This window comes from Pectobacterium carotovorum (assembly GCA_016415585.1).
Taxonomy (GTDB): domain Bacteria; phylum Pseudomonadota; class Gammaproteobacteria; order Enterobacterales; family Enterobacteriaceae; genus Pectobacterium; species Pectobacterium carotovorum_K.
The window spans coordinates 1335531-1361175 of record CP066552.1; the positions used below are offsets into that span (position 1 = coordinate 1335531).

Genomic DNA, 25645 nt, shown 5'->3' on the forward strand with positions numbered 1-25645 from the left:
TGCAGATTGCTCAACGTGCTGCGCTATAAGGCTTCATGTTATACTTCAGACAAATTGGGCGTTTTTCCTGTCTTTTGGTCAGGCCAATATTATGATGGCCGATGTTGAATAAAGGGATGGCGGTATGCGTTTATATCAGCAGATTGGCGACAATCTTCGCGCGGAAATTCTGAAGGGAAACTATCAGATTGGCGACCGCTTGCCTCCCGAGCGTGATATTGCTGAAACCTACAACGTCAGCCGCAGCGTAGTGCGTGAAGCCCTGATCATGCTGGAGCTGGAAAAGCTGATTGAGGTGCGCAAAGGCTCTGGCGTTTATGTCATGCAACTGCCGAGCGCGCAGGGAAAAGACAGCGTGGTGGACAGCGGCTATGGCCCCTTCGAGCTGATGCAGGCGCGTCAGCTGCTGGAAGGTGAAGTCGCTGCGTTTGCCGCGATGCAGGCGACCAAGAGCGACATCGTGAAAATGCGGCAGGCCATTGAACAAGAACGGGCGTCGCTTGAGAACGGCAGCGTGGATGAAAGCGCCGATGAACAATTCCATTGCCTGCTGGCGCAGTCTACCCAAAACAGCGTCTTAGCCAATATGGTGTATGAGGTGTGGCAGGCGCGTAAATGCAGCCCCATGTGGCAAGGCATTCACTCCCATACCGATGATTTCAGCTATCAGCGCCAGTGGCTGGACGATCATGAACAAATCCTGCGTGCCGTGTCTCGTCGTGATGTGAACATGGCGCGTCAGGCAATGTGGCAGCATCTGGAAAACGTAAAAATTAAACTGCTTGAAATCTCAAATGTGGACGATCCGGCCTTCGACGGCTACCTGTTCGAGTCCGTTCCCTCACGTCTGGAATCCTGATTCCCCCCTGCGTTTCCCTTCCTGTGTAACTTTTCTCTCCGGCATCGCATTGGTGTACGGAGAGAAAAGATATCAGACCAAATAATCCATTTCTGACTTTGCTCCTCACGATTTCAGCTTTATTACGCATGATGTTAGTCCAAAATGCGAATTTTTTGTGTAATTGGTCAATCAATTCGTGAGTTTAGTTTGACAGCCTGTGTCGGTGAGGTAGGCTTTTCCTTATTTATTGATGAAAGAAAGTGACGAAAACAACTCTCTCACTTGGCGAAAAAAGGTAACTCAATATGGAACAAACCTGGCGTTGGTACGGCCCGAACGATCCTGTCTCACTGGATGATGTGCGGCAAGCAGGTGCGACCGGCGTGGTGACGGCGTTGCACCACATCCCGAATGGCGAAATCTGGTCGATTGAAGAGATTGAAAAGCGCAAAGCCGAATTGAAGGCGAAAGGGCTGGTGTGGTCGGTAGTAGAAAGCGTGCCGGTTCATGAAGAGATCAAAACGCAGACGGGGAATTATCAGCAGCATATTGCCAATTATCAGCAATCGCTACGTAACCTGGCGCAGTGCGGGATCGATACGGTGTGTTATAACTTCATGCCTGTACTGGACTGGACGCGAACCGATCTGGAATACGTTCTGCCGGATGGTGCAAAAGCGCTGCGTTTCGATCATATCGCCTTTGCGGCTTTTGAACTGCATATTTTACAGCGTCACGGTGCTGAAAAAGATTACACGGCGGATGAACAGGCACAGGCTGCCGACTACTTCCGTGCGATGAGCGAAGAGGATATCGCGCGCCTGACGGGCAACATTATCGCCGGACTGCCGGGCTCTGAAGAGGGCTATACGCTGGAGCAATTCCGTGGCCGTCTGGCGGAATATGATGGTATCGACCATGCGAAACTCCGTGAGCACCTTGGGCATTTCCTCCGTGAGATTGTGCCCGTTGCGGAAGCTGCCGGCCTTCGTCTTGCCATTCACCCAGACGATCCACCGCGTCCGATCCTTGGGCTGCCACGCGTGATGTCCACGATTGAAGACATGCGCTGGCTGAAACAGACGGTCGATAGCCTTCATAACGGCTTTACCTTCTGCACAGGATCCTATGGCGTAAGGGCCGATAACGATCTGTTGACGATGCTGGAAACGTTCGGCGATCGCGTGCATTTCACCCATCTGCGTGCCACCTGTCGGGAAGACAATCCCAACTCGTTCCATGAAGGGGCGCATTTGCAGGGGGATGTGGATATGGTGGCGATTATCAAGGCCATTCTGGCGGAAGAACTACGGCGTCAGAAGGCGGGCGATCGCCGTCCAATCCCCATGCGCCCAGATCACGGACATCAGATGCTGGACGATCTGAAAAAGAAAACTAATCCCGGCTACTCGGCAATCGGGCGCTTGAAAGGGCTGGCGGAACTGCGTGGTGTCGAGCTGGCGCTGAAGCGCACGCTGTTTACCGAATTGCAGCAAGGATGATGAAATGAAACAGACCGTGCTTGATAGCACGGTCTGTTGAAGATGGATGCGTCAGGACCCCAGAGGATATATGAACTTAGGTGTGAATTCTGCTGGCAGAATTACAGGGCTTTAACGTTTGAACGGCTTACTTTGCAGTTCTTGGTATCCCATTTCTCACCGTGTTTAGGGGACTCACCCTTGCCTTTCTCTACACCAGTAAACTCTTCACATACCGGCGGTTTACCTTCTTTGTAGTTTTTAATACGCAGATCGCGGATGTCAGCGATATCACCAAAGTTGCGGTTTACGCCAGCAATGCTACCAATGGTGCCGTCAACAGTTGCGCTGATGATGGTGAGGTTACGTGGGCCGCCGTTGTTGGTGCAGTCACCACAAGAACGCCACAGTTTGCCGTGTTGCCCAGTCAGGGTGAAGTTACCTTGAACGATCGTGTGGCTGTTTTTGGCATTCTGTTGCAGCACTTTGTCCGGCTTACCGCCAGGGCCATTGGTGGTGTTATGTGCCACACCGCCGATGATGGTCATGGTTTTGCCGTTGTTGGTTGCTGCATCTTCACAGATGTCTTCCCAGATCACGTTTTCAATACGGCAGTCGCCGCTTGCGCAGTGGATGCCGTCAGAACCGCCTTTTGCCGAGATGCGCAGGTTCTTGATACTCGCGTTTTCCAGCGTGATAACAGGAGGTTGCTTATCACTGTCACCGCTACAGCTCAGACCGAGAGTAATCCCACCGCAGTCGACAGATTTGTTTTTGATTACCGCGCCGGCTTTACATTCAGGGCTTGCTGCCTTAAGCGGCGCTGCGCGCAATGGTGCTGGTGCTGTTGAGGCGGCATTAGATTTCAGGACACTCTTATTGCCGCTAACGGTATCTACCCAATACCAATAATCTGACTGTGGATTGGCGGTTAAATCGGTAAAGGTTCTGTCGCTGGAATTGAGCTCTGCGATTTTTTCGCTGCCAGCCGGAGCACTACTGGTGCTGCGATACACATCCTGGCGAACAACGTTGCCTGCATCGGTAGACCAGCTTAAATAGGTAGCATTATCTTTTTTCAGCAGCATCAGCATGGTGTCATCAGCCTGAGCCTGAAAAGAAATAGCAGCGGTGCATAAAAATATCGGTGTTAAATACTTAAACATGTGTTTTTCCTTGTAAATTAAACGGATATTTTTCTCTTTATTTATTCCAAATAAAGAGGGAGTCCTTGCGCATCGGGAAGGATTATATAGCAGGGGATATGAAATGAATAATAATTCGTGGATTTTATTGAGGTTAATCAGATTATTTAATTTATCCTGTGATTATTTTATATTTAATTTTATTATTTATTTATTATTTTTTATTTAATAATTTTTTATCAAATTGATAAATATTATGAGGTTTCTTATTTTTAATAAGAAAAATGAATGAATGCTGTGAAGAGAAGAAAAGCTTACCACCCGCTGGCTTCTGCGCATGACTGGATTCGTTTTGTTTCCACGTTTCGTTGATACTTCATTTAATTTTTTGGTGATATTTTAATCATGCGTAAAGTTGAATGCTTTCCGAATAAGCATTGGAATAATTTTATGTAAATGGACTTTTCATTAATCTACATAGGTATGTGTGACAATTTTTAGTTTCTATAAAGGCGTTTTATTTTTCTTATTAAGCAAAATGAAAGCGTAATGCCTTTTGGGGATGGAAAAGTTGTGGATGCTTATAAGGTAAGGTTTGACATGGAATATCAATCAGGCAAGCGAGTTTTATCATTATCACTGGGGCTTATCGGTTTGTTTAGCGCATCGGCATTTGCTTCTGATTCCCGAACGGTGAGTGAACCGAAAGCACCGTCTTCCTGTACGGTGCTTAAAGCGGACAGTAGTACTGCCACGAGTACAATTCAAAAAGCGCTGAATAATTGCGGGCAAGGAAAAGCGGTAAAGCTGAGCGCAGGGAGTTCATCCGTTTTTCTGAGTGGCCCGCTTTCTCTACCTTCTGGCGTGAGCTTATTAATCGACAAAGGGGTAACCCTACGTGCTGTGAATAATGCCAAGTCTTTTGAGAATGCGCCGTCATCCTGTGGCGTGGTGGATACAAACGGTAAAGGCTGCGATGCATTTATTACCGCTACAAGCACGACGAATAGCGGAATCTATGGGCCGGGCACCATTGATGGACAGGGGGGCGTGAAGCTTCAGGATAAAAAGGTGAGCTGGTGGGATCTGGCTGCCGATGCCAAAGTGAAAAAGTTAAAACAGAATACCCCCCGGCTGATTCAGATTAATAAGAGCAAGAACTTCACGCTGTATAACGTTTCTCTCATTAATTCCCCGAATTTCCACGTCGTGTTCAGCGATGGTGACGGCTTCACCGCGTGGAAAACCACGATCAAAACGCCATCTACCGCCAGAAACACCGACGGTATCGATCCGATGTCGTCAAAGAACATCACCATTGCCCACAGTAATATTTCGACGGGCGACGATAATGTGGCGATCAAAGCCTATAAAGGGCGTTCTGAGACACGCAATATTTCCATTTTGCATAATGAATTTGGAACGGGACATGGCATGTCGATCGGTAGCGAAACGATGGGAGTTTATAACGTGACGGTCGATGATCTGGTTATGACTGGCACCACGAATGGCTTACGTATTAAAAGCGACAAATCGGCAGCCGGCGTTGTCAATGGTGTTCGGTATAGCAACGTAGTCATGAAGAACGTGGCGAAACCGATCGTGATTGACACGGTATATGAGAAAAAAGAGGGAAGTAATGTTCCTGACTGGAGCGACATTACGTTTAAGGATATTACGTCTCAAACCAAAGGTGTGGTGGTGCTGAACGGCGAGAATGCGAAAAAGCCGATAGAAGTGACGATGAAGAACGTCAAACTGACGAGTGACAGCACATGGCAAATCAAGAACGTCACCGTTAAGAAGTAGTTCGATTAATAAGTTGTTTTGTCATGACAACGTCCAGAGCGTTGACAAATCTACTTGCAGAACGAGAACGGTGGTAATGGGATAGAAGAGTAAAGCGTCCGCGCCAGGGATGGCGCGGCTCGAGCTTACAGGGAGGTACTCGCAGCGTCTTTACGATCTACCCATTATCACCGCTCGACTCATTTTTTCAGCAATCACAGCACCGTTATTTATAAAATGACAGCGTGCATTGAGTGTACTGACTTAACGCTCACGCAGTGCTTCATTGACCTTGTTCAGCGGTTTAATCAGATAATCCAGCACGCTTTTTTGACCGGTTTTTATCTCCACGCTGGCGACCATGCCGGGCACAATGGGGAATTTTTCACCGGCTTTGTTGGCCAGCTCTGCCTGCGTGGTGCGCACATAGATCCGATAATAAAACTGATCGCGCCTGACTTCGTCCTGAAGGGTATCGGGTGACACGCTTTCGACTTCACCCGTTAAATTGCCGTAGATGGAGGAATCATAGGCGGTGATTTTTACCGTGGCGGGCAAACCCGGTCGGATATAGGCAATATCGCGTGGGTTGATGCGTGTTTCGATCAGCAATTGGTCTTCCAGCGGTACGATTTCCATCAGCTTGCCGCCCGGTTGCAGCACGCCGCCCACGGTCGTGACCTGAATATCTTTCACAATCCCTCGCACCGGTGACGTGATGGTGGCGCGCTTGAGCTGATCGGCTTTCCCGCTGACCACTTCCATCTGCGCTTCCAGATCGGCGTTGTTTTTGACCTGTTCTTCCCGCGCCCGGACGGCGTATTGGTTGTTGGCTTCGTCGATTTTGCCACGGATTTCGCTAATCTGACGGCGTAACCGGATCACCTCGACGGCGCTGGCGGCACCGCGCTGCACCAGCGGCTCCGTCATTCGCAGCTCTTGTTCCACCAGCCGCATAGACTGTTGCAGGTTGGCGACAGTTTCATCGCGATTGCGCAAGCGTGATTCATAAAGTTGGCGTTCGCGTGCGGCCAGCGCGGGTTCCTTCATGGTTTCTGCGCTGAATTTTAGCGGTGCGCCGCTGAGCTCGGCGTGCAGACGTTCGGCGGACGCCCGCAGCGTCTGCACGCGGGAGAAGGCTTCGCCGTAGACGGACTGGAAGCGGTTGATGTCCAACTGCGCCAGCACCTGACCCTTCTCGACGACGTTACCTTGTTGCACATAGATCTGGCCGATAATCCCGCCGTCCAGACTTTCAATCACCTGTGCGCGGGTCGATGGCGTCACCTTACCGCTCCCGACGGAAACCTCATCCAGCACGGCGAAGGTGGCCCAGATAAAAAACACGATCAGCCCCAGCAGGCTGAGCCAGATAATAACGGAGACGCGTCGACCCTGGCGTTTCAGGTCATCATGGATCGTGATGCTACTCATTGTCTTTCCCCTTACGCCACGCTCTGTGCGGTATCTGCCGGTTTGCTGACCGCCTTCAAAATCTGGTCACGCGGGCCATCTGCCACGATGCGCCCGCCATCCATGACAACCACGCGGTCAACCAGCTTGAGCAGTGCTGGACGGTGTGTCACCAGTACCAGCGTACGGCCCGTGAGCCAACTGCTTAACTGGTGGATAACGTGGCTTTCCAACTGTTCATCCATCGAGGCGGTGGGTTCATCCAGCAGCACAATCTGGGGATTTCGCAACAGCATCCTGCTGAGCAGAATCATCTGCCGCTGCCCGCCGGATAAACCGCGCCCGCCTTCATGAATGATGCGATCCAGGCTGGAGGCATCCTGTTGGATCAGGCTGAGCGCACCGCTAATGCGCAGCGCCTGCAACAGTTCCTGCTCGGTAGCGTGCGGGTTGCCAAGCATTAGGTTTTGCCGCAGGCTGCCGAAGAACAGGCGCGATTCCTGTGACAGAAAACCCAACTGGCGGCGGACATCCGCCGGATCGATCTGGCTGATATCGACGCCATCAATAATGACCTTGCCGCGCGTCGCGGTCGCTTGATTGGCAAGCAGCTTGAGCAGGGTGGATTTACCCGCGCCGACCTTACCCAGCAGCGCCACTTTTTCGCCCGGTTTGATCTCCAGTTTGCCGACCTGCAAGGCGGTATCGCCTTTTTCAGGATCGTAGCTGTATTGCACGTTGTGCAGTTGGAAGTGCCCTTGAAGGATCGGACAGTGCGCCATTTTGCCGTCTTCCGGCCGATCCAGCGGTTTTTGCAGGAGGTCATCCAACCCGGTCATCGCGGTTTTCGCATGCTGCCAGCGGGAAAACACCATCGTAAGCTGCATGAGCGGGGCGATGGTGCGGGAGGAAAGCAGGCTACAGGCCACAAGCGTACCGGTAGTGATATCACCTGCCATCACCAGATAGCAGCCGAAAACCAGCATGCCAGCATAGGTGAGCTGTTGAACGGTCGATGCCCAGCCGCTGAGCCGTGCCCCCCACACGCGCTGCTTCATCCCGATGGCGGCGCTGACTTCATGAGTTTGCTCCCACTGGCGCTGGAAGTAGGGTTCGGCCTGCAACGCTTTAATATCTTCGATCCCTTCGATGGATTCGACCAGCACCGCATTGCGCAATGCGCTTTCACGCATCCCTTCTTTGGCGAGCTTCGCCATCGGCCATTGCAGCAGCAGGCCGGGGATCACAATCAGCGGGATCGCCAGCATGGGAATAAACACCAGCGGGCCGCCGATCATCGCCATGATGCCGAGAAATAGCAAGACGAACGGCATGTCGGCTGCTGCCCCCACGGTTGTCGACGTCAGCAGTTCACGCACCTGATCGATTTCCCGCAGCTGCGAAATAAACGAGCCGGTGGATTTCGGACGAGCCTCATTTTTTATCGCCAGTGCGCGGGCGAACAGCATACCCGACACGTTCAGATCGATGCTTTTTCCCATCAGGTCGGAGACGATGGTACGTGATAAACGGATGGCATACTCTAATGCGGCGGCCAGCAGCACACCGAAAAACAGCACCCACAGCGTGGGAATCGACTGCGCCGGAATCACGCGGTCATACACCTGCATGGAGAACAGAATTCCCGCCAGCGCCAGAACGTTACCCACGATAGAGGCCAGGGAAATTTCCCCGATCTGTCGTTTTGCGCCGCGAAAGTGTTGCCAGAACCAGTGCTTACGGTATGGTTTGACGAAATCATCGATGCGGGTATCGCGGCCGCGTTCCGCGATGCCGACCAGCACGATAATCCCCTGACTGTGTTTGATGAGTTCAGCCAGTTCGGCTTCGCGTTGAAGGTCGCCGCCGTCATTCAGCCAGTAGGTTGCCATGCCTTCGTCATTCAATGATTCGATGACGATGACGCCGCCGTCATCGGTTTCCGCCAATACCGGTAAGATCTGGTTGCGCCAGCGGAGTTTCTCCGTGTGTCGCAGGCTGATGCTCAACCCCATCAGGTGACTGATTTGTTCTAACTGGCGGGCAATCGGCTGCTGTTCGTACCAGCGCATTTGCTGGCGTACCGACTGGGTATCCACCACCTGTCCATAGTGGGCGGCGGCGCGAGCCATCGCGGCAATCCAGACTTCAGTTTGGGTGACTTGTGTCATTGATATTCCTGCATGTTCTTATCCGGCAGGCAAGCCGGCTTACAGCGACGGTAGCGTCTCGCCACTAGCTTGATGACGTTCAATACCCAGCATATCCAGCAGATTATCGACGGCAGCGGCATAGTTAACCGCCGCCTCCCAGCCGTCGTATAACGCGCCGATGCGTGAGGTTTCAGCCTGCAACACGTCTTGCTCAACGCTGAGCAGATCGTTCAGGCTGCGCTTGCTGAGCTTGTACTCATCCTGATAGACGTTACGGGTGTAGGTCGCGCTGGTAATTTGCTGCTGGCTGGCTTTTTCACGCTGCTGCGCACCGATGAGATCGGCATAGGCCGTGGAGGCTTTCTGGTTCATATCCAGCTTCGCCGCTTCGACTTCGGCCTGCGCCGCTTCGCGCGTGCCTGACGCCGCATCAACGCGTGCGCTGACGGCCCCGCCCTGATATAGCGGGGCTTCTACCACCAGCTGTAGCTGGTCATCCCAGTAATTACGTCTGTCGGTTTCATAACGGGTGCGACCTGCCTGCACGGCAATGGTGGGGAAGTGCTGGGCTTCCGCCTGACGAATCCGGTGGCGCGAGGCCTCTTGCTTGGACTGTGCGCTCAGCACTGCATTACTCTGCTGGTACGGGAGCGCCTTGAGCGTAATTTTTTGTTGCAGCAGCGCGCGGGGCAGATCGGGCAGGGCGGTGGGGAGAACGCCGGTCAACACGCTGAGCTGTGCCAGTGAGGAACGTTCCAGCGCACGGTATTGCTCCAGTGTTGCTCGCATACCCGCGATACGGGTTTCCGCTTGCAGGATGTCGGATTGCGTACTGAGGCCAGCTTCGGCGCGGAGCGTCGCGGTGTCTTTTACCAGACTGAGCGACGTGATATTGCGCTCGGCTGCCTGACTCAGTTCCTGATAGCGTTTGACTTTCAGGTAGGTGAGCAAGGTTTGTTGACCGACCGTGGTCATGGTGCCGTAGAGCTGATAGCGGTAGGCGTCTGACAGGCTGTGCTGCTCATCAATGCTGCCGCCGGTCTTACCGAAATCGTACAGGAGCTGTTTCAGCGTAAGACCCGCTGTGGAATTGTTGCTCATCGTGCCGCCGGTATCACTTTGATCTGAACGGCCGACGTTGCCGCTCAGGCCGATTTGCGGGAACCAGGCACTTTGTGCCACGCGCAGATCGGCTTCGCCGACGCGAATTTGCGCCGAGGCCTGTGCGATTTGTGGGTTGCGTGCGAATGCGCGGAGAATAGCCTGCTTGAGATCCAGACTGTCGACCTGCTGTTCCGTTGGTGCGGCGGACCAGTCAAACGCAACGGCCTGAGCAAACGTCGGCGGGCTATAGAGGAGAGGAAGGCCGCAGGTCAGCCCGAGCGCCAGTCCGGTCGTCAGCACGCAACGCGGCGTGTGATGGCGTAATGTACGTGTTAAAAAAGCGCGATTGCGCGGAAAAAACATGCCCCTGATAAAAAATGGTTTGTGCATCAATGACCCCTGTTTTCATCACTCTTTGTTTTAGTTCCTTTCAAAGGGGTCAGCCTGTTGGTAACAGTGATTTTCCCTAACTGACCTCCTTTCAAAACCTTCCCCCTTGGCAGGGGGAAGGCGTTAACACCGTTACACCATATTGACGAGCAGGCCTTGCTGCACCAGTACATCTCCCAGGTTGTTGGCGCTATCTAACGATGAATGGTGGTAGACGTCGAAACGCTGACCATCAATATCGCGCTGTCCTACCGTGCTCCACGCCCCTTCTCCTGGGATGAGGTTCACCTGATTGCCTTCGCCCCCGACGATCAGCAAATCATCCTCTGGTCGGTCGGTGACATTCAGGGCGCGGTCGAGATCCAGCGTGATGCTGTTGGTGCCGCTTTGGCCTAAATCGAAGATTTCCACGTTGTCGATTTTCAGCCCCAGCGCGGTGAGATCCAGATTGAGCTCGGTGCCATCCAGAACCAGCGTATCAATGCCGTTACCACCATCGATCTGAGTGAAATCAAGCGTTGAGAGCGTAATGAGATCGTCGCCTTCACCGCCTTCGACATCTTCGCCCGTTTGCACGGTGCCGTCGGCCAGATTGATAACAACGCCGCCGATGGCATAAACGCTGTCTTCCACGTCGGTACTGGCGCTGTTGTCGAGGGGGTTGGTCTCGCTGAGTGCGACTGCCGCCATTTTCGAGCTGACATGAAGGGGTTGCACATCGGTGTTTTCCCCAGTGTCGCTCTGTTCGATGGACAGCGAAGACACCTGAGCGACGCTGCTATCGTCAACATCCAGCGCCATCATGCTCATCAGCGGTAACCCGAGGGAGATACCGGAAGTTAATCCGGCGGATACGCCGGTGAAGTTACCCGCCTGATCGGTGACGGAGGCTTCAACCGCCGTTCCCAGCAGCGCGGTCAAAATTGCACCAACGTTCAGGACGTTGATCCCCAGCAGTGAGCTGGTGAACTGTGTGCTCCACTTGCCATCGGCACCGACGGTGCCCTGTAGCGTCTGGCCGAGCAGTGTGACGGTTACCTTGGCCCCTTGCTGCACGTAGCGCGATGTTCCGCTGACGGTGACGCCATTCGCCAGCAGGCCAACCGTGTTACCAATCAGCGATCCCACCGCATCAATACCCAACTGCGGCAACTGGTGCGTTTTCACGACTACATTGCTGCTGGTGTTGTTAGTGTTGCCATAGCGGTCAGTGACTTTGACACCGACGGACAAATTGCCATCGGCGATGTTGAGCAGGTTAGCGCTCGGGACGCTGATGCTCCAGGTACCGTTGCTGGCGACAGCGGCGTTGAGCACGAGTCCGCCCACGGTCAGCGTGACGCTACCGCCTGCCGCGTTGGTTGTGGTTCCGCTGATGATCTGGTTTATGCCCGCTTCGGCCAGATTCAGGTAGCCGTCTCCGCCAAACAGGGAACCGAGGTTGACCGTTGGCAGTGCATGAACGCCCACACCGATTGAGGCGCCCGCGCTGGTACTGTTTCCTGCGGCGTTGGTCAGAGAGGCGTTGAGGGAAAGCGTGCCGTCGGTCAGGCTGTTGAGATCGAGCGAAGGCAAGCTGACGGACCAACTACCGTTGCTTTGCACCACGGCAGAGTAGGTCTTGGTACCCAGCGAAATCTGGATCGTAGAACCTATCGCATTGGTACTGGTTCCGCTGATGACCTGACCCGCCGCCGCTTCGACCGCATTGAGTAGGCCATCACCGCCAAAGAGCGGATTGATGGTCAGTGTTGGCTGACCGTTAATCGCTACGCTGACGGTACTGGTTTGCGTACCCACGTTACCCGCTGCATCGACCAGACGAACACCGACGTTAGTGACGCCATCCGCAAGGGCTTTCAGATCGAGGTTAGGGACCGGCAGGCTCCAACTGCCGTTGGCACCGACCGTTGTGGTGTAGGTTTTACTGCCCAGCGTGACGTTGATCGCGGTGCCCGCTGGTACATTGGCCGTGGTCCCGCCAATGAGTTGCGTACTTAACAGGCTGGGGAGATCCAGGACTCCGTTGTTGAACAATGGGTTAAGGGTAATCGTTGGCGGTAATATGGCAATGTTGAGGCCTGTGCTGATACCCGTACTGTTGCCTGCCGGATCGGTTACCGTGGCACTGACGGTGAGGTTACCGTTCGCCAAGCCGGACAGTTGCAGCGGCGTGACGCTGGTGCTCCAGGTGCCGTCATTGCCGACGGTCGCATTTAGCGTCAGGGTGCCGATGCGTATCACGACAGACGATCCCGCGACGGCGTTAGTGGTGGTGCCGCTAATCGTCTGCGTCAATGCGGCTTCTGCGGCATTGAGGAAACCGTCACCGCCAAACAGTGAGCCAAGGCTAATCGTTGGCAGGTTTTTGGCAATAATATTGATAGCGTTATTGACCGTGCCAATATTGCCGGAAGTATTCGTAACCGACACATTCAGCGTGGTACTGCCATCGAGCAGCGTGCCGAGATCGGACGGTTGTAGCGTCAGGCTGAACGCGCCTCCCGCTCCAACCGTAGACAGGAAGGTTTTACCACCAAGGGTAACGGCAACCTGCGATCCGGCGCTGGCATTGGTGACCACGCCACCGATCGTTTGCGCCACCAGTGCTTCTGCGGCGTTGAGGAAACCATCGTTGCCAAATACCGGGTTGAGAGTAATCACTGGCTGGGCGAAATCGAACTTGATGCCCGCACTGCCGCTGCTGCTATTGCCTACGCTGTCTGTCGCGGTGGCGCTCACAGTGAAATCACCGCTGCCGAGCCCTTGGAGAATACCCAGTACGCTCGGGGTGACGGCAGCACTCCACTTGCCATCTGAGCCGACGGTGGCTGTGGCGATTTGTGAGCCTGAAATGCTGAGCGTAATGGTTCTGCCTGCCAGACCGGTGGCCGTGCCGCTAAGCGTTTGGTTGACCAGCAGGTCGCCCAGATTCAGCAGGCTATCGCCAAAGACCGGGTTGAGCGTAATACTCGGCAGATTCTTGATGACGGTTGGGACGTTCACGATCTGGCTGGCGGTATTGCCTGCGTGATCGGTGACCGCGACGCCCAGCGCCAGCGTTCCATCTTGCAAGGCTTGTAAATCAAGCGCAGGAACGGACAGGCTCCAGGCACCGCCTGCACCGACGGTAATCCCAGTGTAAATCTTGGTGCCCAACGTCACGGCAACCGTTGCGCCAGCGCCGATATTCACATTGCTGACGACACCGCTGATAATCTGGCTGGTCGTAGCATCCGCGGCATTCAGTGCGCCATCCGTGAAGGCCACAACAGAGTCAATGACTGGCAGGGTTTTCAACACGTCAATGTTGACCAACTGATTCTTCACGTTGCCGTGTGAATCGACGATGTCGACATTAACCGCCAGCACGCCATTGCTTAAGCCAGTGAACACGTTCGAGGGCAGGGCAACGCTCCAGGCCCCGTTGGCGCCGACGGTGCCTTCCACTGTGGTGCCCAACACGGTGACCTGTACTTTCGCACCCAGATAGTTGCCGGTCGCGTTACCGCTGATGACCTGCGTCAACAGTGATTCGGCCAGATTCAGGATGCCATCGTTACCGAAGATATCGGTAATGCCTGCGCCGAGCGTTTTGTTCAACGCAACGTCAAGCGTGACATCAAGGTGTGTGCTATTACCTGAGGTATCGGTCAGCGTCACGCCGATGACCTGCGGCCCGTCGATCAGGTTTTGTAAATTGGCGGACAGTACCGGAATCGTCCAGTTGCCGTCGGACCCGACGGTTGTCGTGCCTGTCAGCGGCCCGGCGGTTAACGTAACCGTGGCACCCACTTCGCCTGTACCGGTAATCGCCGCGCCCGCTAACGCTTCAGCCAGCGTCAGGATATTGTCATCGAACAATGTCACGCTGAGCAGTGGAATACCCGTATCAACGCTAACGACCTGTGTATCCGTGGTGGTATTTCCTGCTGTGTCCGCGAGCGTTGCCGTAATGGTGTGGGAGCCATCGGTTAACTGTGCCAGATCGGCGGCAGGGACACTCACACTCCAGGTGCCGGTGACGGAAACCTGAGCGCTGTAGGTTTTTCCATTCAGCACCACGCTGACGAGCTGTCCGGCCTCTGTGGTGGATGCCGTACCCGTAATCGTCTGTGCGGTGCTGGCTTCTGTACCGCCCAGCACGTTATCACCGGCAAAAGCAACGATATCCAGCGTGGGCGCGACCGTATCGACCAGCACGGGTCTCGTGAGGGTCGCATCGAGCGACGTCGCGGTGATATTGATGTTGCCTTGCGTGGTGAAATAGAGGCTGGCGGGAATGGTGGTGCTCCAGAAGCCATTGTTGTCGGTGATGACGACAAGTGGCGTACTTCCAATGTTAAGCGATACCGCGGTCATCGCCGATGACGGGCCGATAGAGCGCCCGGAAATGGTGACATTACCGTTTATCTCGCTGGCGTTAATGATGTTGTCGCCCGCTATCGGGTCGATCACCATCACCATGGGTGGTTGTGTCAGGTTGACGTTGAATCCCACGCTGGCTTGTGTCGCCGGATTACCCGCTTTATCTGTTGCATCAGCGGTGATCGTGTACGCCGTATTTGCCAGATCCTGCAAATCGGCTGATGGGATGGTTACGCTCCAGGTGCCGCCTGCGAGAATTTTTCCCGTGTACTCGATGTTATTCAGCGTGACGGTCACGGTTTGCCCCACCGCCAAATCGGTGGAGGTACCGCTGATGGTCTGCGTGGTGCGGCTTTCCGCGTAGTTAAGGCCATCCAGTCCGGCGAATGCGGTAATCGCCAGCGTCGGCGTGGCTTGTACGGCAAGGATCGCCTGAGAATTCAACGTAGCGCTGTTGCCCAGGCTATCCGTTGCCGTGATGACGATGTTATGTGTTCCGTCAGCAAGCTGGCTGAGCTGTGTTGGGGTCAGTGTTGCTGTCCATACGCCTCCGCTCAGCTGTGTGACAAGCGCCTGTCCGCCAAATGTGACCGTTACGTTCACGGCATCCCCCGCGTTACCACTCAGCGTTCTGCCCAGCAGAGTGCCCGCTTCCACGATACTCAGGTAGCCGTCGTCAAACGGGGTATTTAAGGTGATCGCCGGTGGCGTGAGATCGCTGGTAAAGATGATGGGCGTCGTGCCGGTGTTGCCTGCGGCATCGACGGCGGTCACCGTGATGGTATGTTGACCGTCGACCAGCGAATTCAACGCATTAGGAGGAAGCGTAACGGACCAGTTGCCGTTGCTATCTACCGTCGCGGTGTAGCGAATGCCGTTGAGGTCGATCTCCAGTTTAACGCTTTGCCCGTTGCCGCCAATCTGCGTGCGGCCAGAGAAGGTCAGCGCGGATGCGGCTTCGGCGCTGCTCAGGATGCCATCGATGCCAAACGGTTGTACATCGACAATCGGGGCGGGCCGTGTTTGCGCCGAACTGACATCGAGCGCCGTGCTGGTATTGCTATTGCCCACCCAGTCGGTGACCTTGACGCTAATGCTGTAATTGCCTTCGGTAAAGAGCGCCAAATCGGCAGGACTCAGATTTCTGGACCAGCCGCCTAAGCCGTCTGCGGTGGCGGTAAAGGTGGTGACTGCCAGCGTGGCTTTGTTGGTCACGGTAATCGTGACTTCCTGGCCTGCGCTGGTAATACCGGTTTTACCCGTTAAGGTCTGGATGGCCAGAATTTCAGTGGTGTTAAGGATGCCATCGCCAAACGGCAGGTCTAGCGTTGCCACTGGCATGGTGGTAGTCAGCACATTTGCCGTGGCCGCTGCGGTACTGGTGTTGCCCGCAGAATCGGTCACGGTGACAGTGAAATTCACTGAGCCATCCGGCAGGTCGATAAGCGTCTGGCGATCCAGCGATAGCGACCAACTACCGTTGGCATTCACGGTGGCTGGGAGGCTTGTGCCGTTAATGCTGACCGACACGGTTTGCCCCACGTTGCTGGTTAGCCCCGTTTGCCCGGATAGTGTCGCGCCCGGCTGTGCATCAGCCAGACTCAGTTTGCCATCGCCGAACGGCGTATCCAGCGAGGCGACGGGAACCCCCACAATCACGCTGGTGAAGGATCCGTTTCCTGTTCCTGTGTTGCCCGCGCGGTCAGTGACGGTGACGTTAATGGTGTGTGTACCGTCACCGAGTGAAGTCAAATCGGCAGATGGCAGTGTCACATTCCACTGACCATTAGCGGCAACGGTGGCGCTGTAGGTGTGTGTTAACGTGCCGTTGGTGATCGAGATAGACACGCTCTGGCCCGGATCGATGAGCCCCGTTGTCCCCGTCAGCAGCTGATCTTCCGTGCTTTCTACCTGATTGAGTACGCCGTCAACAAACGGTGTGGCGATACTGATGGTGAAATTGGTGTGGATGACGACATCCAACGTACCGCCCGCGCTGCCGGTATTACCCGCGCTGTCTGTGACCGTCGCGCTGACCTGTACGTTGCCATCTGCCAGAATGCTAAGCGCATTGGCCGGAATGGTGGCGCTCCACAGGCCGCCCGCGAGCGTCACACCCGTCGTGGTGTAAGCCCCGATCGTAACCTGAATCACTGTCCCGACGGGCAGGTTGGTGTAACTGCCGCCAATGGTTGTTGCCGTCGCCAGCTCCGCGATAGTCAGGACGTTGTTGTCATAGAGCGAATCCAGCGTTAGTGTCGGGAGTGATTGCGTTTTTAGCGTGATATCAATGCTGGCGGCGCTGGCATTACCTGCGCCGTCGGTCACGCTGGCTTGCAGCGTTTTCACTCCGTCGCCCAACGCCAGCAGGTCGTTTGCCGCAACGGTGATTTGCCAGACGCCGTTGCTATCGGCGACAGCGCTATAGACGGCCGTACCGACTTTTATCGTGACTAGAAGGTTCGCTTCGGCCTTGCCGCTCAGCGGTAGTCCGGCTAGTGCGTCCGCCAAACCGATGTCGCTGGTGTCAACCAACATGTCGATAGACAGCAGCGGTGGAACGGTATCGACTGTGAACGGATGGGTGGCCGTAGCCGGGTTCTGTGCGATGTCGTTGACCGTTGCGGTCACATTCTGATTGCCCTGCGGCAGATTTTGCACATCGCTAGCGGGAACGGTCGTACTCCAGTTACCGTCAGCGCCAACGGTCGCCAGATACGTTTTGCTATTCAGCGTCACCGTGACGCGCTGTCCCACTTGAACATTTGTCGTTGAACCGGAAATGAGCAGGTCGGATTGCGCATCCTGCGCGCTGACGACATCGTCGCCAGACAGGGTGGCGATGGTGATGGCTGGCAGGTTAGTCGCATCGGTGATGACAGTGATGCTATGCGTCGCTGAACCGGGGTTACCACTCACGTCCGTTACGCTGGCATTCACGGTTTGCTTGCCGTCAGGGAGGTTGCCGACATCTGTTGCAGGGACCTGTACGCTCCAACTGCCATCCGCACCCACGGTGGCGAAATAAATTCCACCGTTGAGAGTGATAGTGACCTGCTGGCCCTGTTCCACATTCTGACTGCTACCGCTGATGGTCAACGGCTGGCCCGATTCGGCCAGATTGAGGTAATCATCGGTCGACAGCGTGGCTATCGTCAGAGTCGGTGCTTTGGCCGGGTCGGTATCCAGCGTAATCGAATGGCTTACCGTACCAGTGTTGCCGGCAGCATCGGTCAAGCTGGCGGTGATTGCCGTGATGCCGTTTGGCATATTTTGCAGGTCGCCAGCAGGCACGGTGACGCTCCAGGTGCCATCTGTCTGCGCCAGCCCCTGATAGATCTGCCCGTTGATGGTGACGTTAACAATGATAGGACGGCCGCTGTCGTGGATGGGCGACGTACCGGTGATCTCCAGTGGCAGCAGGCTTTCCGCAATGTTGATGATATCGTCAATGCCAATCGGATTGATGGTCAGCACCGGTGGGGTCAAGTCAACGAAGGCGCTGCCCTGAACGGTGGAGGTATTGCCTGCCGCATCGCTGACGGTAACGGAAATGTTGAGTAGTCCGTCTGCCAGCGGAGTCAGAACGCTCGGTGACAGTTGAAGGCTCCAATTACCGTTGCTGTCAACCGTGCCGGAATAGACCGTGGTGCCAATGGTGACGCTGACGGTTTGCCCGGCTCCGCGCAGGCCCGTCGTGCCGTAGAGTGTTTGTCCGGCCTGTGCGTCGCTGAGATTCAGGTAACCGTTGCTGAATGGCATATGCAGTGATGCCACCGGTGGATTATTGATGCTGACGCCCAGTTGTTGCGTACCCGACAGGGCATTACCCGCCTGATCGACCGCCGTGACGTTAACCGTGATGATGCCATCCCCCAGCACTCGCAGATCGCCTGGCTGAATGGCGGCGCTCCAGGTCCCGTCTGGCTGCACCTGCACGGTGTAGGTTTTCCCGTTGAGTATGACGTTGACATCCGTGCCCGCCGCGACGTTGACGGCGCCGCCGTTAATCGTAATGCCGCTTGTCGCTTCCTGCGCGTTTAGCAGGTTATCCCCGGTGATTGGCGCAATAGACAGCCCGCTCGCGTTAGTGTTAACCGTAACAGTGCTGCTGGATGTCGCGGTATTGCCAGAGACATCACTCACGCTGACGGTAATCGTCTGGCTGCCGTTAACCAGCAGTGCCATGTCGGTATCCGAAATCGTGGTGCTCCAGCTCCCGTTCGACAGAACCTGTGCGGTGTACGCTTTGCCATTGAAGCTAATCGTTACCGTCTGGCCTTGCTCAACATTTTTACTGGTGCCGCTGAGCATCTGGCTGACGCGCGCTTCTGCTCCGTCGATAATGTTGTTGCCAGCGAAAGTACCAATTGTAACGACCGGTGCATTGAGCGGGCTGGCATCGACGCTAATAGTCTGCGTGGTGGTGGCGGTATTACCTGCGGCGTCGGTCAGACGTGTCACGATGCTGTAATTGCCATCGGACAGGTTACTCAGATCGGCTGACGGAATGGTGATGTTCCAGGTGCCGTCACTGCCGACGGTGCCGCTGTAGGTTTTCCCATTCAGCGTGGCGGTCACGGTTTGACCCGCGCTGGACGGTGAGGCGGTACCGGTTAGCAACTGATTGCTCAGAACCTCGGTGCTATTCAGGATGTTGTCAGCCGTAATGCTGGTGGCTGTCAACGCAGGCGGCGTACGTGCCACGGTTATGTTGCTGGTTAGGGTGCTGCTGTTTCCGGCTGCGTCACTGACGCTCACCTGCAATGCGGTGGTGCCATTCGGCAGATTTTGCAGGCCATTTGCAGGCAGAGAAATCGTCCAGTTACCTGCCGCATCCACGATCCCGGTGTACGTCACGCCGCCGAGTGTGGCGGTGACGGTTTGCCCTGGTGAGGCGATACCGGTTGTGCCGCTGAGCGTCTGAGTCATGCCCGCTTCTGCGGCATTGAGTATGCCGTCGCTGAACGGTGTGTTCAGCGTCAGCGTCGGGCTACTGTGGGTGAAGACCTCGATCGTACGGCTGCCGCTTAACACATTCCCTGTACTGTCTACCGTCGTGACGGTCAGGGTTGAGGTGCCGTCGGCCAGCGTGCTGATATCCGCTGCTGATACGGTGATGCTCCAGGTGCCGTTCGGCTGTATGATGCCAGCGTAGCTTTTCCCGTTCAGCGTAATCGTGACGGCGGTGCCTGCTGCCACGTTCTGGCTGCTGCCGTTGACGGTGAGATCTTGCGCCGCTTCGGCTTGATTCAGCTTGTCATCGCCCGCGACGGTATCGATGGCGATACCGCTCAGGGAGGTGTTCACCGTAATTGTCTGGCTAAGCGTTGCGGGGTTACCGCTGACGTCGTTGACGCCAATCGTGATGGTATGCGTGCCTTGTGCCAGATGAAGGAGATCGACAGACGGTATGCTGACGCGCCATTGGCCGTTGCTGTCAACCGTCGCGGTGTAGGTGTTGTCGCCGAGTGTCATGGTAACGCGCTGCCCCGCCTCGACATTCAGGCTACCGCCGCTGATGATTTGCGCGACGTTGATTTCACCGCCGTCGATGATGTTATTGAGCGCGATGGCGTTCACGGTGAGCAGCGGCAGGTTGGTCGGATTGGCATCCAGCGTTAATGACCCAGTGCTGGTGGTGCTGTTGCCTGAGGCACTGGTCAATGTTGCCGTCACGGTGTAACTACCGTCAGCCAAAGCCTGGAGATCGGTGGCGGGAACCGTGGCACTCCAGCTACCGTCAGCCTGAATCTGGGTCTGATAATTTTTATTGTTGATCGTGACAATGACGGCGCGGCCAGCATCGGATTGTAGCGCATTACCGGAGATCACCTGATCGTTCAAACTTTCGGCGGCGTTGATGATGCCATCGCTGGTCAGCGGTTTCAGCGTCAGCACGGGACGAACCATGTCGACGGTGATGTCGCGAGCGCTCTGTATGCTGTTTCCTGCGGTGTCGGTTGCTTCTACGCGGATTGTTTGTACGCCGGTTAACAGGGATTGTAGGTCGGTGGCAGGAAGTGCTGCACTCCAATTACCCTGATTATCCACGGTTGCTGTATAGGTCTTGCCGTTCAGCGTGACGATGACGCTTTGGCCCCCTCCGCTGATCCCTGTTTTCCCTGTCAGGTTCTGCCCGCTGGTCGATTCGATGATGTTGAGTACCCCGTCACCGAAAGGCTGATTGATCGTTGGCTGCGGCAGGTTATTAATATGGATATCAATATTGCGGCTGGTGGTCACTGGGATATCGCTGGGGCCAGCGACGCTGGCGATAATGGTTGTTGTTCCATCTGGCAACGCGAGCATATCGCTGCTGTCTATCGTGACGCTCCAGCTCCCGTTCGCGGCAATCATACCGATATAGGTTTTGCCATTGAGCGTAACGGTAATGTTTTCTCCTGGCATGACGTTGACCGTTGAACCCGAAATGGTCAGCGGCTGTGACGCTTCAAGGCGGTTGATCTGGTTATCCAGCGCAACAATGCTGATGGAGATACTGTCATTACTGATATCGACGTCGGACCAGGCTTCATAATTTCCTTTATTTCCGGCCAGGTCGGAGACTTGTGCGCTGATAGAAACCATTCCTTCAGATAGCTGTGCCATATCTTCAACTGGAATTTCTACCCCCCATTTCCCTCCGCTCTGGATGGTGGCGAAATAGAATTTTTTGTTAAGAAGAATGGTCACTATTTGGCCAGTTTCCACATTCGAACTGCTGCCCGTTAACCACTGGCTGACTTTTAGGTCGGCTGCGGTGATGGTGTTATCTTCACCGATAAAAGGATCAACGAAGATGGTTGGTTGGAATGCGGGGTCTGCACTGAGCGTGATGGATTTCTCGATGCTGGTGGTATTCCCGACGGCATCGCTCAGCGACGCGGACAGCGTGTAGCTGCCATCGGCCATGCTGCGTAGGGCGGCGGTGGGTAAACTGATGCTCCAGTTTCCGTTGTTGCCGACAACGCCGGTATAGAACTGTCCATCAAAAGAGATAACGACGGTGCGGCCTGCTTCGCTGACTGAGGCGGTGCCGTTGACGGTCTGGTTGCTTTGCGCTTCGGCCAGGTTGATGGTGTCATCACCTGCAAGGGTGCCGATGGTCAGGGTTGGGGCTGTAAAATCGGTACGGCTCACGAACGACTGGCTTGTCTGATTGCCTGCGGCATCCTGTGCGGTGACCAGAAGCGTATTATTTCCTTCCGGCAATTGCTGGAGATCGGCAGCAGGAACGGTAACGGTCCATTTGCCCGTAGTATCAACGGTACCCGTGTAAGATTTCCCGGCGAGGGACAAAATAACGCTCTGTCCAGCCCCAGTAATGCCTGTTTGGCCGGTAATTGTCTGGTTGACCAGCGCCTCTGTGCCATTCAGTGAGCCGTTACCAAAGGGGGTATCAATAGTGGGTTGAGGCAGAGTATGAATGTGTACGCCTAGCGGGTGAGTGTCCGTTACGGCAGCGCTTCCTGTCACATTTACGCTGGCGGTGATGGTGGCATTGCCGTCTGACAGAAGTTGGAGATCGGCACTGGGGACTTGTAATGTCCAACTGCCGTCCGCGGCAACGGTCGTGGTGTAATTTTTCCCGTTCAGCGTAACGGTCACTGTCTGCCCTGCGGGAACATTAGCAGTATTCCCGCTGATCGCCAGCGGTTGCAGAGATTCTGCCCGACTTAACAGATCATCGCTGGCGATAATGTTGATGGCGATGCTGTCACCAGACTTATCTACGTTGATGTTACGGCTTTCGCTCGCGGCGTTGCCCGCTTTGTTACTCACGTTAACGTTAATGCTGTATGCGCCGTCTGCTAATAGCGCGATATCTGCGGTTGAAACGTTGATGCTCCATACACCGCCGGATTGCACGGTGGCAAGATAGGTTTTTCCATTCAGGCTAATAGTGACAATCTGTCCTGCCTCAACGTTGGTCGTCGTCCCGCTCAATTGCTGGCTGACTTTTGCTTCCGAGCCATCAATGACGTTATCGTCCGCGAAATTATTGATGGTAATGGTCGGTGCGGTGGTTGCGCCGCTGTTAATGGTCAGCGGGCGGGTAATCGTTGTGGTGTTGCCTGCGGCATCGGTCAGCGTAACGGTCAGGTTCTGGTTACCGTCTGCTATAGCGACCAGATCGGCCGTTGGCAGCGTGATGCTCCAGTTTCCGTCGCTGCCGACGGTGGTGGTGTAGGGTTTGGCATTCAGCGTAACGGTGACCGTGCGACCAGCTTCACTAAGCGATGCTGTCCCGCTGACCACCTGATTGGCGGCCAGTTCTGCGCCATTGAGGATATTGTCCTGAGCGACAGTGGAGACGGTGAGCGTCGGGGGCGTCGTATCCACATTGATATTTTGCGTTATGGTCGCTTTGTTGCCTGCAATATCGTGGACAATGACTTCTAGTGAACTGGTGTTGTTCGATGGCAGGCTCTGCAGAACGCTTTTGGGGATCGTGACACTCCAATGTCCATTGGCATCAACAGCTCCGGTAAAGGTATATCCGCCGATCGTCAGGCTAACCGTTTGGCCTCTACCACTGATCCCTGTTTCTCCACTGATGATCTGATCCTGCGCCGCTTCAGCCCCGTTTAATACCCCGTCAGTGAAAAGGGGGGGCAGCGTGATGGAAGGTAGGGTATTGATGTGTACATCCAGCGCGCGGTCGACGGTGACGGTATTACCACCGTTCCCCTGTACGCTAGCAGTGATGGTGCTACTGCCGTCTGACAGCAAAAGCAGGTCGGCGCTGGGGATGTTCAAAGACCATTTGCCGTCTGCGCCTGTGGTGGTGGTATAGGACTTTCCGTTCAATGTGACCGTGACGGTTTGGCCTGCAGCAACATTGGCCGTCGTGCCGCTGATAGTCAGTGGTAGCCCAGCTTCCACAGCATTCAGACGGTTATCTGTCGAGACGATGCTGATGTTGACCGCTTCGGCGTTGGTGTCCACTGTGATGGTTTGGGGCGGCAGGGTGGTGGTGTTACCCGCTTTGTCCGTTAATGATGCCACCAGATTGTAGGTGCCGTTAGTCAGCGCCTGGATATCGCTGGAGGGAATGAGAACACGCCATGTACCGCCGCTCTCTACCGTCGTCGTGTAGGTTATACCGTTAAATGTCACCGTTACAGTCTGGCCGATATCCGACAGGGAAGCTGTACCGGAGACAACCTGCGAGGACTGGAGTTCGTCTGCGGTGAGTTTGTTGTCTCCGGTCAATGACGACAGGGACAGCTCCGGCGGCGTGGTATCGACAATAATGGTGCGGTTGACCACGGTGGTATTGCCGGCGCTATCGCTAATCGTGAACGACATGGCGTGCTCGCCTTCGCTCAGTGCGCGAAGGTCTGCGACCGACACAGTCAGGGTCCAGTTACCGTCTGCATTAATGGTCGTGGTATAGGTTTTCCCATTGAGTGTGATGGTGACGCGCTGGCCTGCTTCACCGGTTCCGTTGAGAATCTGGCCGTTTGCCAGTTCTCCTACGGTGAGGTAATTGTCGCCCGTAAATTTATCAACGGTTAGGTTCGGAGGCAGGGTATCAATGGTGAGGCCGAGAGTTTTCTCATGGATCACACCGTTCACACCTGGAACGCTTACTTTTAATGCATAAATGCCGTCTTGTAGCCCGGAAAATGCGCTTGCTGGCAGCATAAAACGCCATGAGCCGTCGACGGCTGTGGTGGTGGTGTAAACCACGCCGTTTAACGTGATGGTGACGATTTGGCCCGCACCGATGCCGTTTGTATTACCGCTAAGGATGTGGGATTGGCCGATCTCCGCACGATTCAAGATATTATCTTCAGCGAAGGCATTAACGGTTAAGGACTCTGGCGTTGTGGGCTTCTTGTCGTCACTTGATGAACCCACTGCGATAGCTGCTCCTCCGATGGCGATTGCACCCAGAATGCCGCCCAACGTTGCCGTAGAGAGTGTAGTGGTCGTGCTGCTGCCAATCAGTAGTGACGTCATATCGCCCAGAGCGGTGTATTCTGGCGTAAGGGCTATGGTTTCCCCCGCGAGGGCTGCGCCTTCTGCCGCTGCCGCGCCGGAGAACTGTGCATGGATGAGTCGGGTGCCATCGTCAAAAACCAGTTCGCTGTGATAACCGGCGGCATCCAAAGTAAAGAAGCTTTCATAGCGGACGGTGGTACCGTCTTTCATGTGCAAGATAAGATCGTTGCCAACACGCTCATAGCGAGACACCACGTCGGGTGTGCCAAAGATTCTGACGGTGCTGCTTTCTAGTAGTTTGATGTCAGTCGTTCCCTGAGGCACGGTACTGATGAGCTGGCCACCATGACGTGACAGGATGTTTGCATTTCCCGCAATAATGTTCATATCTGACATGAGATAGCCTCTTACTTATCTGAAACCATGGTCTTAATACCTCTCCCAGCGGATTGGGGCCGCGGTGGGGGACGTATGGGATATGCACCACCAACAATATGGGATATGCACCACCAACAAACAGAGGGGTCGCTAAAGCTGACCTGGTTCAGAAACAAGAAACAGAAATAGTCAAATATGATTAAATAAATTGCTGTGCATCTCTTTTCGTAGGGATTAGGTTATTGGGATGATCTTCAACCCAATTATTGATATTTATAGGAGTGGCTTAACTAAAAATCCAATTTTTTTGAAATGTTTTGAAAATAAAAATATGACAATATTTTTACGTGTTAAATGGCTTAGCGGTGTTGCTATTATTAGTTAATTACTATCACACTAATTATCATGTTGAATTACCATTACTTAGCGCACCTGATGGCGTGACAATATGCTTTTTTCCACATTTGAGTGGGGCGATGCGAGCTACTCAACGTTAAGAAGGAGGCTTTATCTGGATTTGTTGTATCAATTTGTGTTTATTTTCGTTGGCGGTAATACGCGAGTGTTAAGCGGAGTGTGTTACCAGCAAAATGATAACGAAGTGTGATGATTAATCATATTTTCTTATGC

The 25645-nt window shown here is 54.7% G+C and carries 8 protein-coding genes; 3 read left to right on the forward strand and 5 right to left on the reverse strand.

Annotation, left to right across the window (positions count from 1 at the left end; translation table 11 throughout):
• Positions 1–124: 124 nt before the first annotated feature.
• Together JFY74_06000 and uxuA are read left to right on the forward strand one after the other, a co-directional pair.
• The gene (locus JFY74_06000; GenBank protein QQG29591.1) at positions 125–859 is read left to right on the forward strand and encodes an FCD domain-containing protein; all 735 of its coding nucleotides are present in this window, start codon (positions 125–127) and stop codon (positions 857–859) included.
• Positions 860–1146: 287 nt separating this feature from the next.
• Positions 1147–2343, forward strand: coding sequence for a mannonate dehydratase (gene uxuA, locus JFY74_06005; protein QQG29592.1), 1197 nt, complete (start codon positions 1147–1149; stop codon positions 2341–2343).
• A gap of 101 nt (positions 2344–2444) precedes the next feature.
• On the opposite strand, the gene JFY74_06010 is transcribed toward uxuA, so the two are convergent.
• Positions 2445–3488, reverse strand: coding sequence for a pectate lyase (locus tag JFY74_06010; protein ID QQG29593.1), 1044 nt, complete (start codon positions 3486–3488; stop codon positions 2445–2447).
• 579 nt (positions 3489–4067) lie between these two features.
• Here JFY74_06010 and JFY74_06015 point away from each other — a divergent pair.
• Positions 4068–5276 (forward strand): endopolygalacturonase, encoded by a 1209-nt coding sequence (locus JFY74_06015; GenBank protein ID QQG29594.1) that lies wholly within the window; start codon positions 4068–4070, stop codon positions 5274–5276.
• Positions 5277–5519: 243 nt separating this feature from the next.
• Here the strand turns inward: JFY74_06015 and JFY74_06020 are convergent, their stop codons facing one another.
• The 4 genes from JFY74_06020 to JFY74_06035 form a co-directional block, all read right to left on the reverse strand.
• Entirely contained in the window at positions 5520–6689 is a 1170-nt protein-coding gene (locus tag JFY74_06020; GenBank protein ID QQG29595.1) for an HlyD family type I secretion periplasmic adaptor subunit, read from the reverse strand.
• A gap of 11 nt (positions 6690–6700) precedes the next feature.
• On the reverse strand, positions 6701–8839 hold the full coding sequence (locus JFY74_06025) for a type I secretion system permease/ATPase (GenBank protein QQG29596.1): 2139 nt from the start codon (positions 8837–8839) through the stop codon (positions 6701–6703).
• 39 nt (positions 8840–8878) lie between these two features.
• Positions 8879–10315, reverse strand: coding sequence for a TolC family outer membrane protein (locus tag JFY74_06030; GenBank protein QQG29597.1), 1437 nt, complete (start codon positions 10313–10315; stop codon positions 8879–8881).
• Between the two features lie 132 nt (positions 10316–10447).
• Positions 10448–25033 (reverse strand): Ig-like domain-containing protein, encoded by a 14586-nt coding sequence (locus tag JFY74_06035; protein QQG29598.1) that lies wholly within the window; start codon positions 25031–25033, stop codon positions 10448–10450.
• Positions 25034–25645: the final 612 nt, after the last annotated feature.

Coding starts and splice junctions, on each gene's coding strand:
- JFY74_06000 (QQG29591.1), top strand. CDS start 125: ATGCGTTTATATCAGCAGATTGGCGACAATCTTCGCGCGGAAATTCTG.
- JFY74_06035 (QQG29598.1), bottom strand. CDS start 25,033: ATGTCAGATATGAACATTATTGCGGGAAATGCAAACATCCTGTCACGT.
- JFY74_06015 (QQG29594.1), top strand. CDS start 4,068: ATGGAATATCAATCAGGCAAGCGAGTTTTATCATTATCACTGGGGCTT.
- JFY74_06020 (QQG29595.1), bottom strand. CDS start 6,689: ATGAGTAGCATCACGATCCATGATGACCTGAAACGCCAGGGTCGACGC.
- JFY74_06010 (QQG29593.1), bottom strand. CDS start 3,488: ATGTTTAAGTATTTAACACCGATATTTTTATGCACCGCTGCTATTTCT.
- JFY74_06025 (QQG29596.1), bottom strand. CDS start 8,839: ATGACACAAGTCACCCAAACTGAAGTCTGGATTGCCGCGATGGCTCGC.
- uxuA (QQG29592.1), top strand. CDS start 1,147: ATGGAACAAACCTGGCGTTGGTACGGCCCGAACGATCCTGTCTCACTG.
- JFY74_06030 (QQG29597.1), bottom strand. CDS start 10,315: ATGCACAAACCATTTTTTATCAGGGGCATGTTTTTTCCGCGCAATCGC.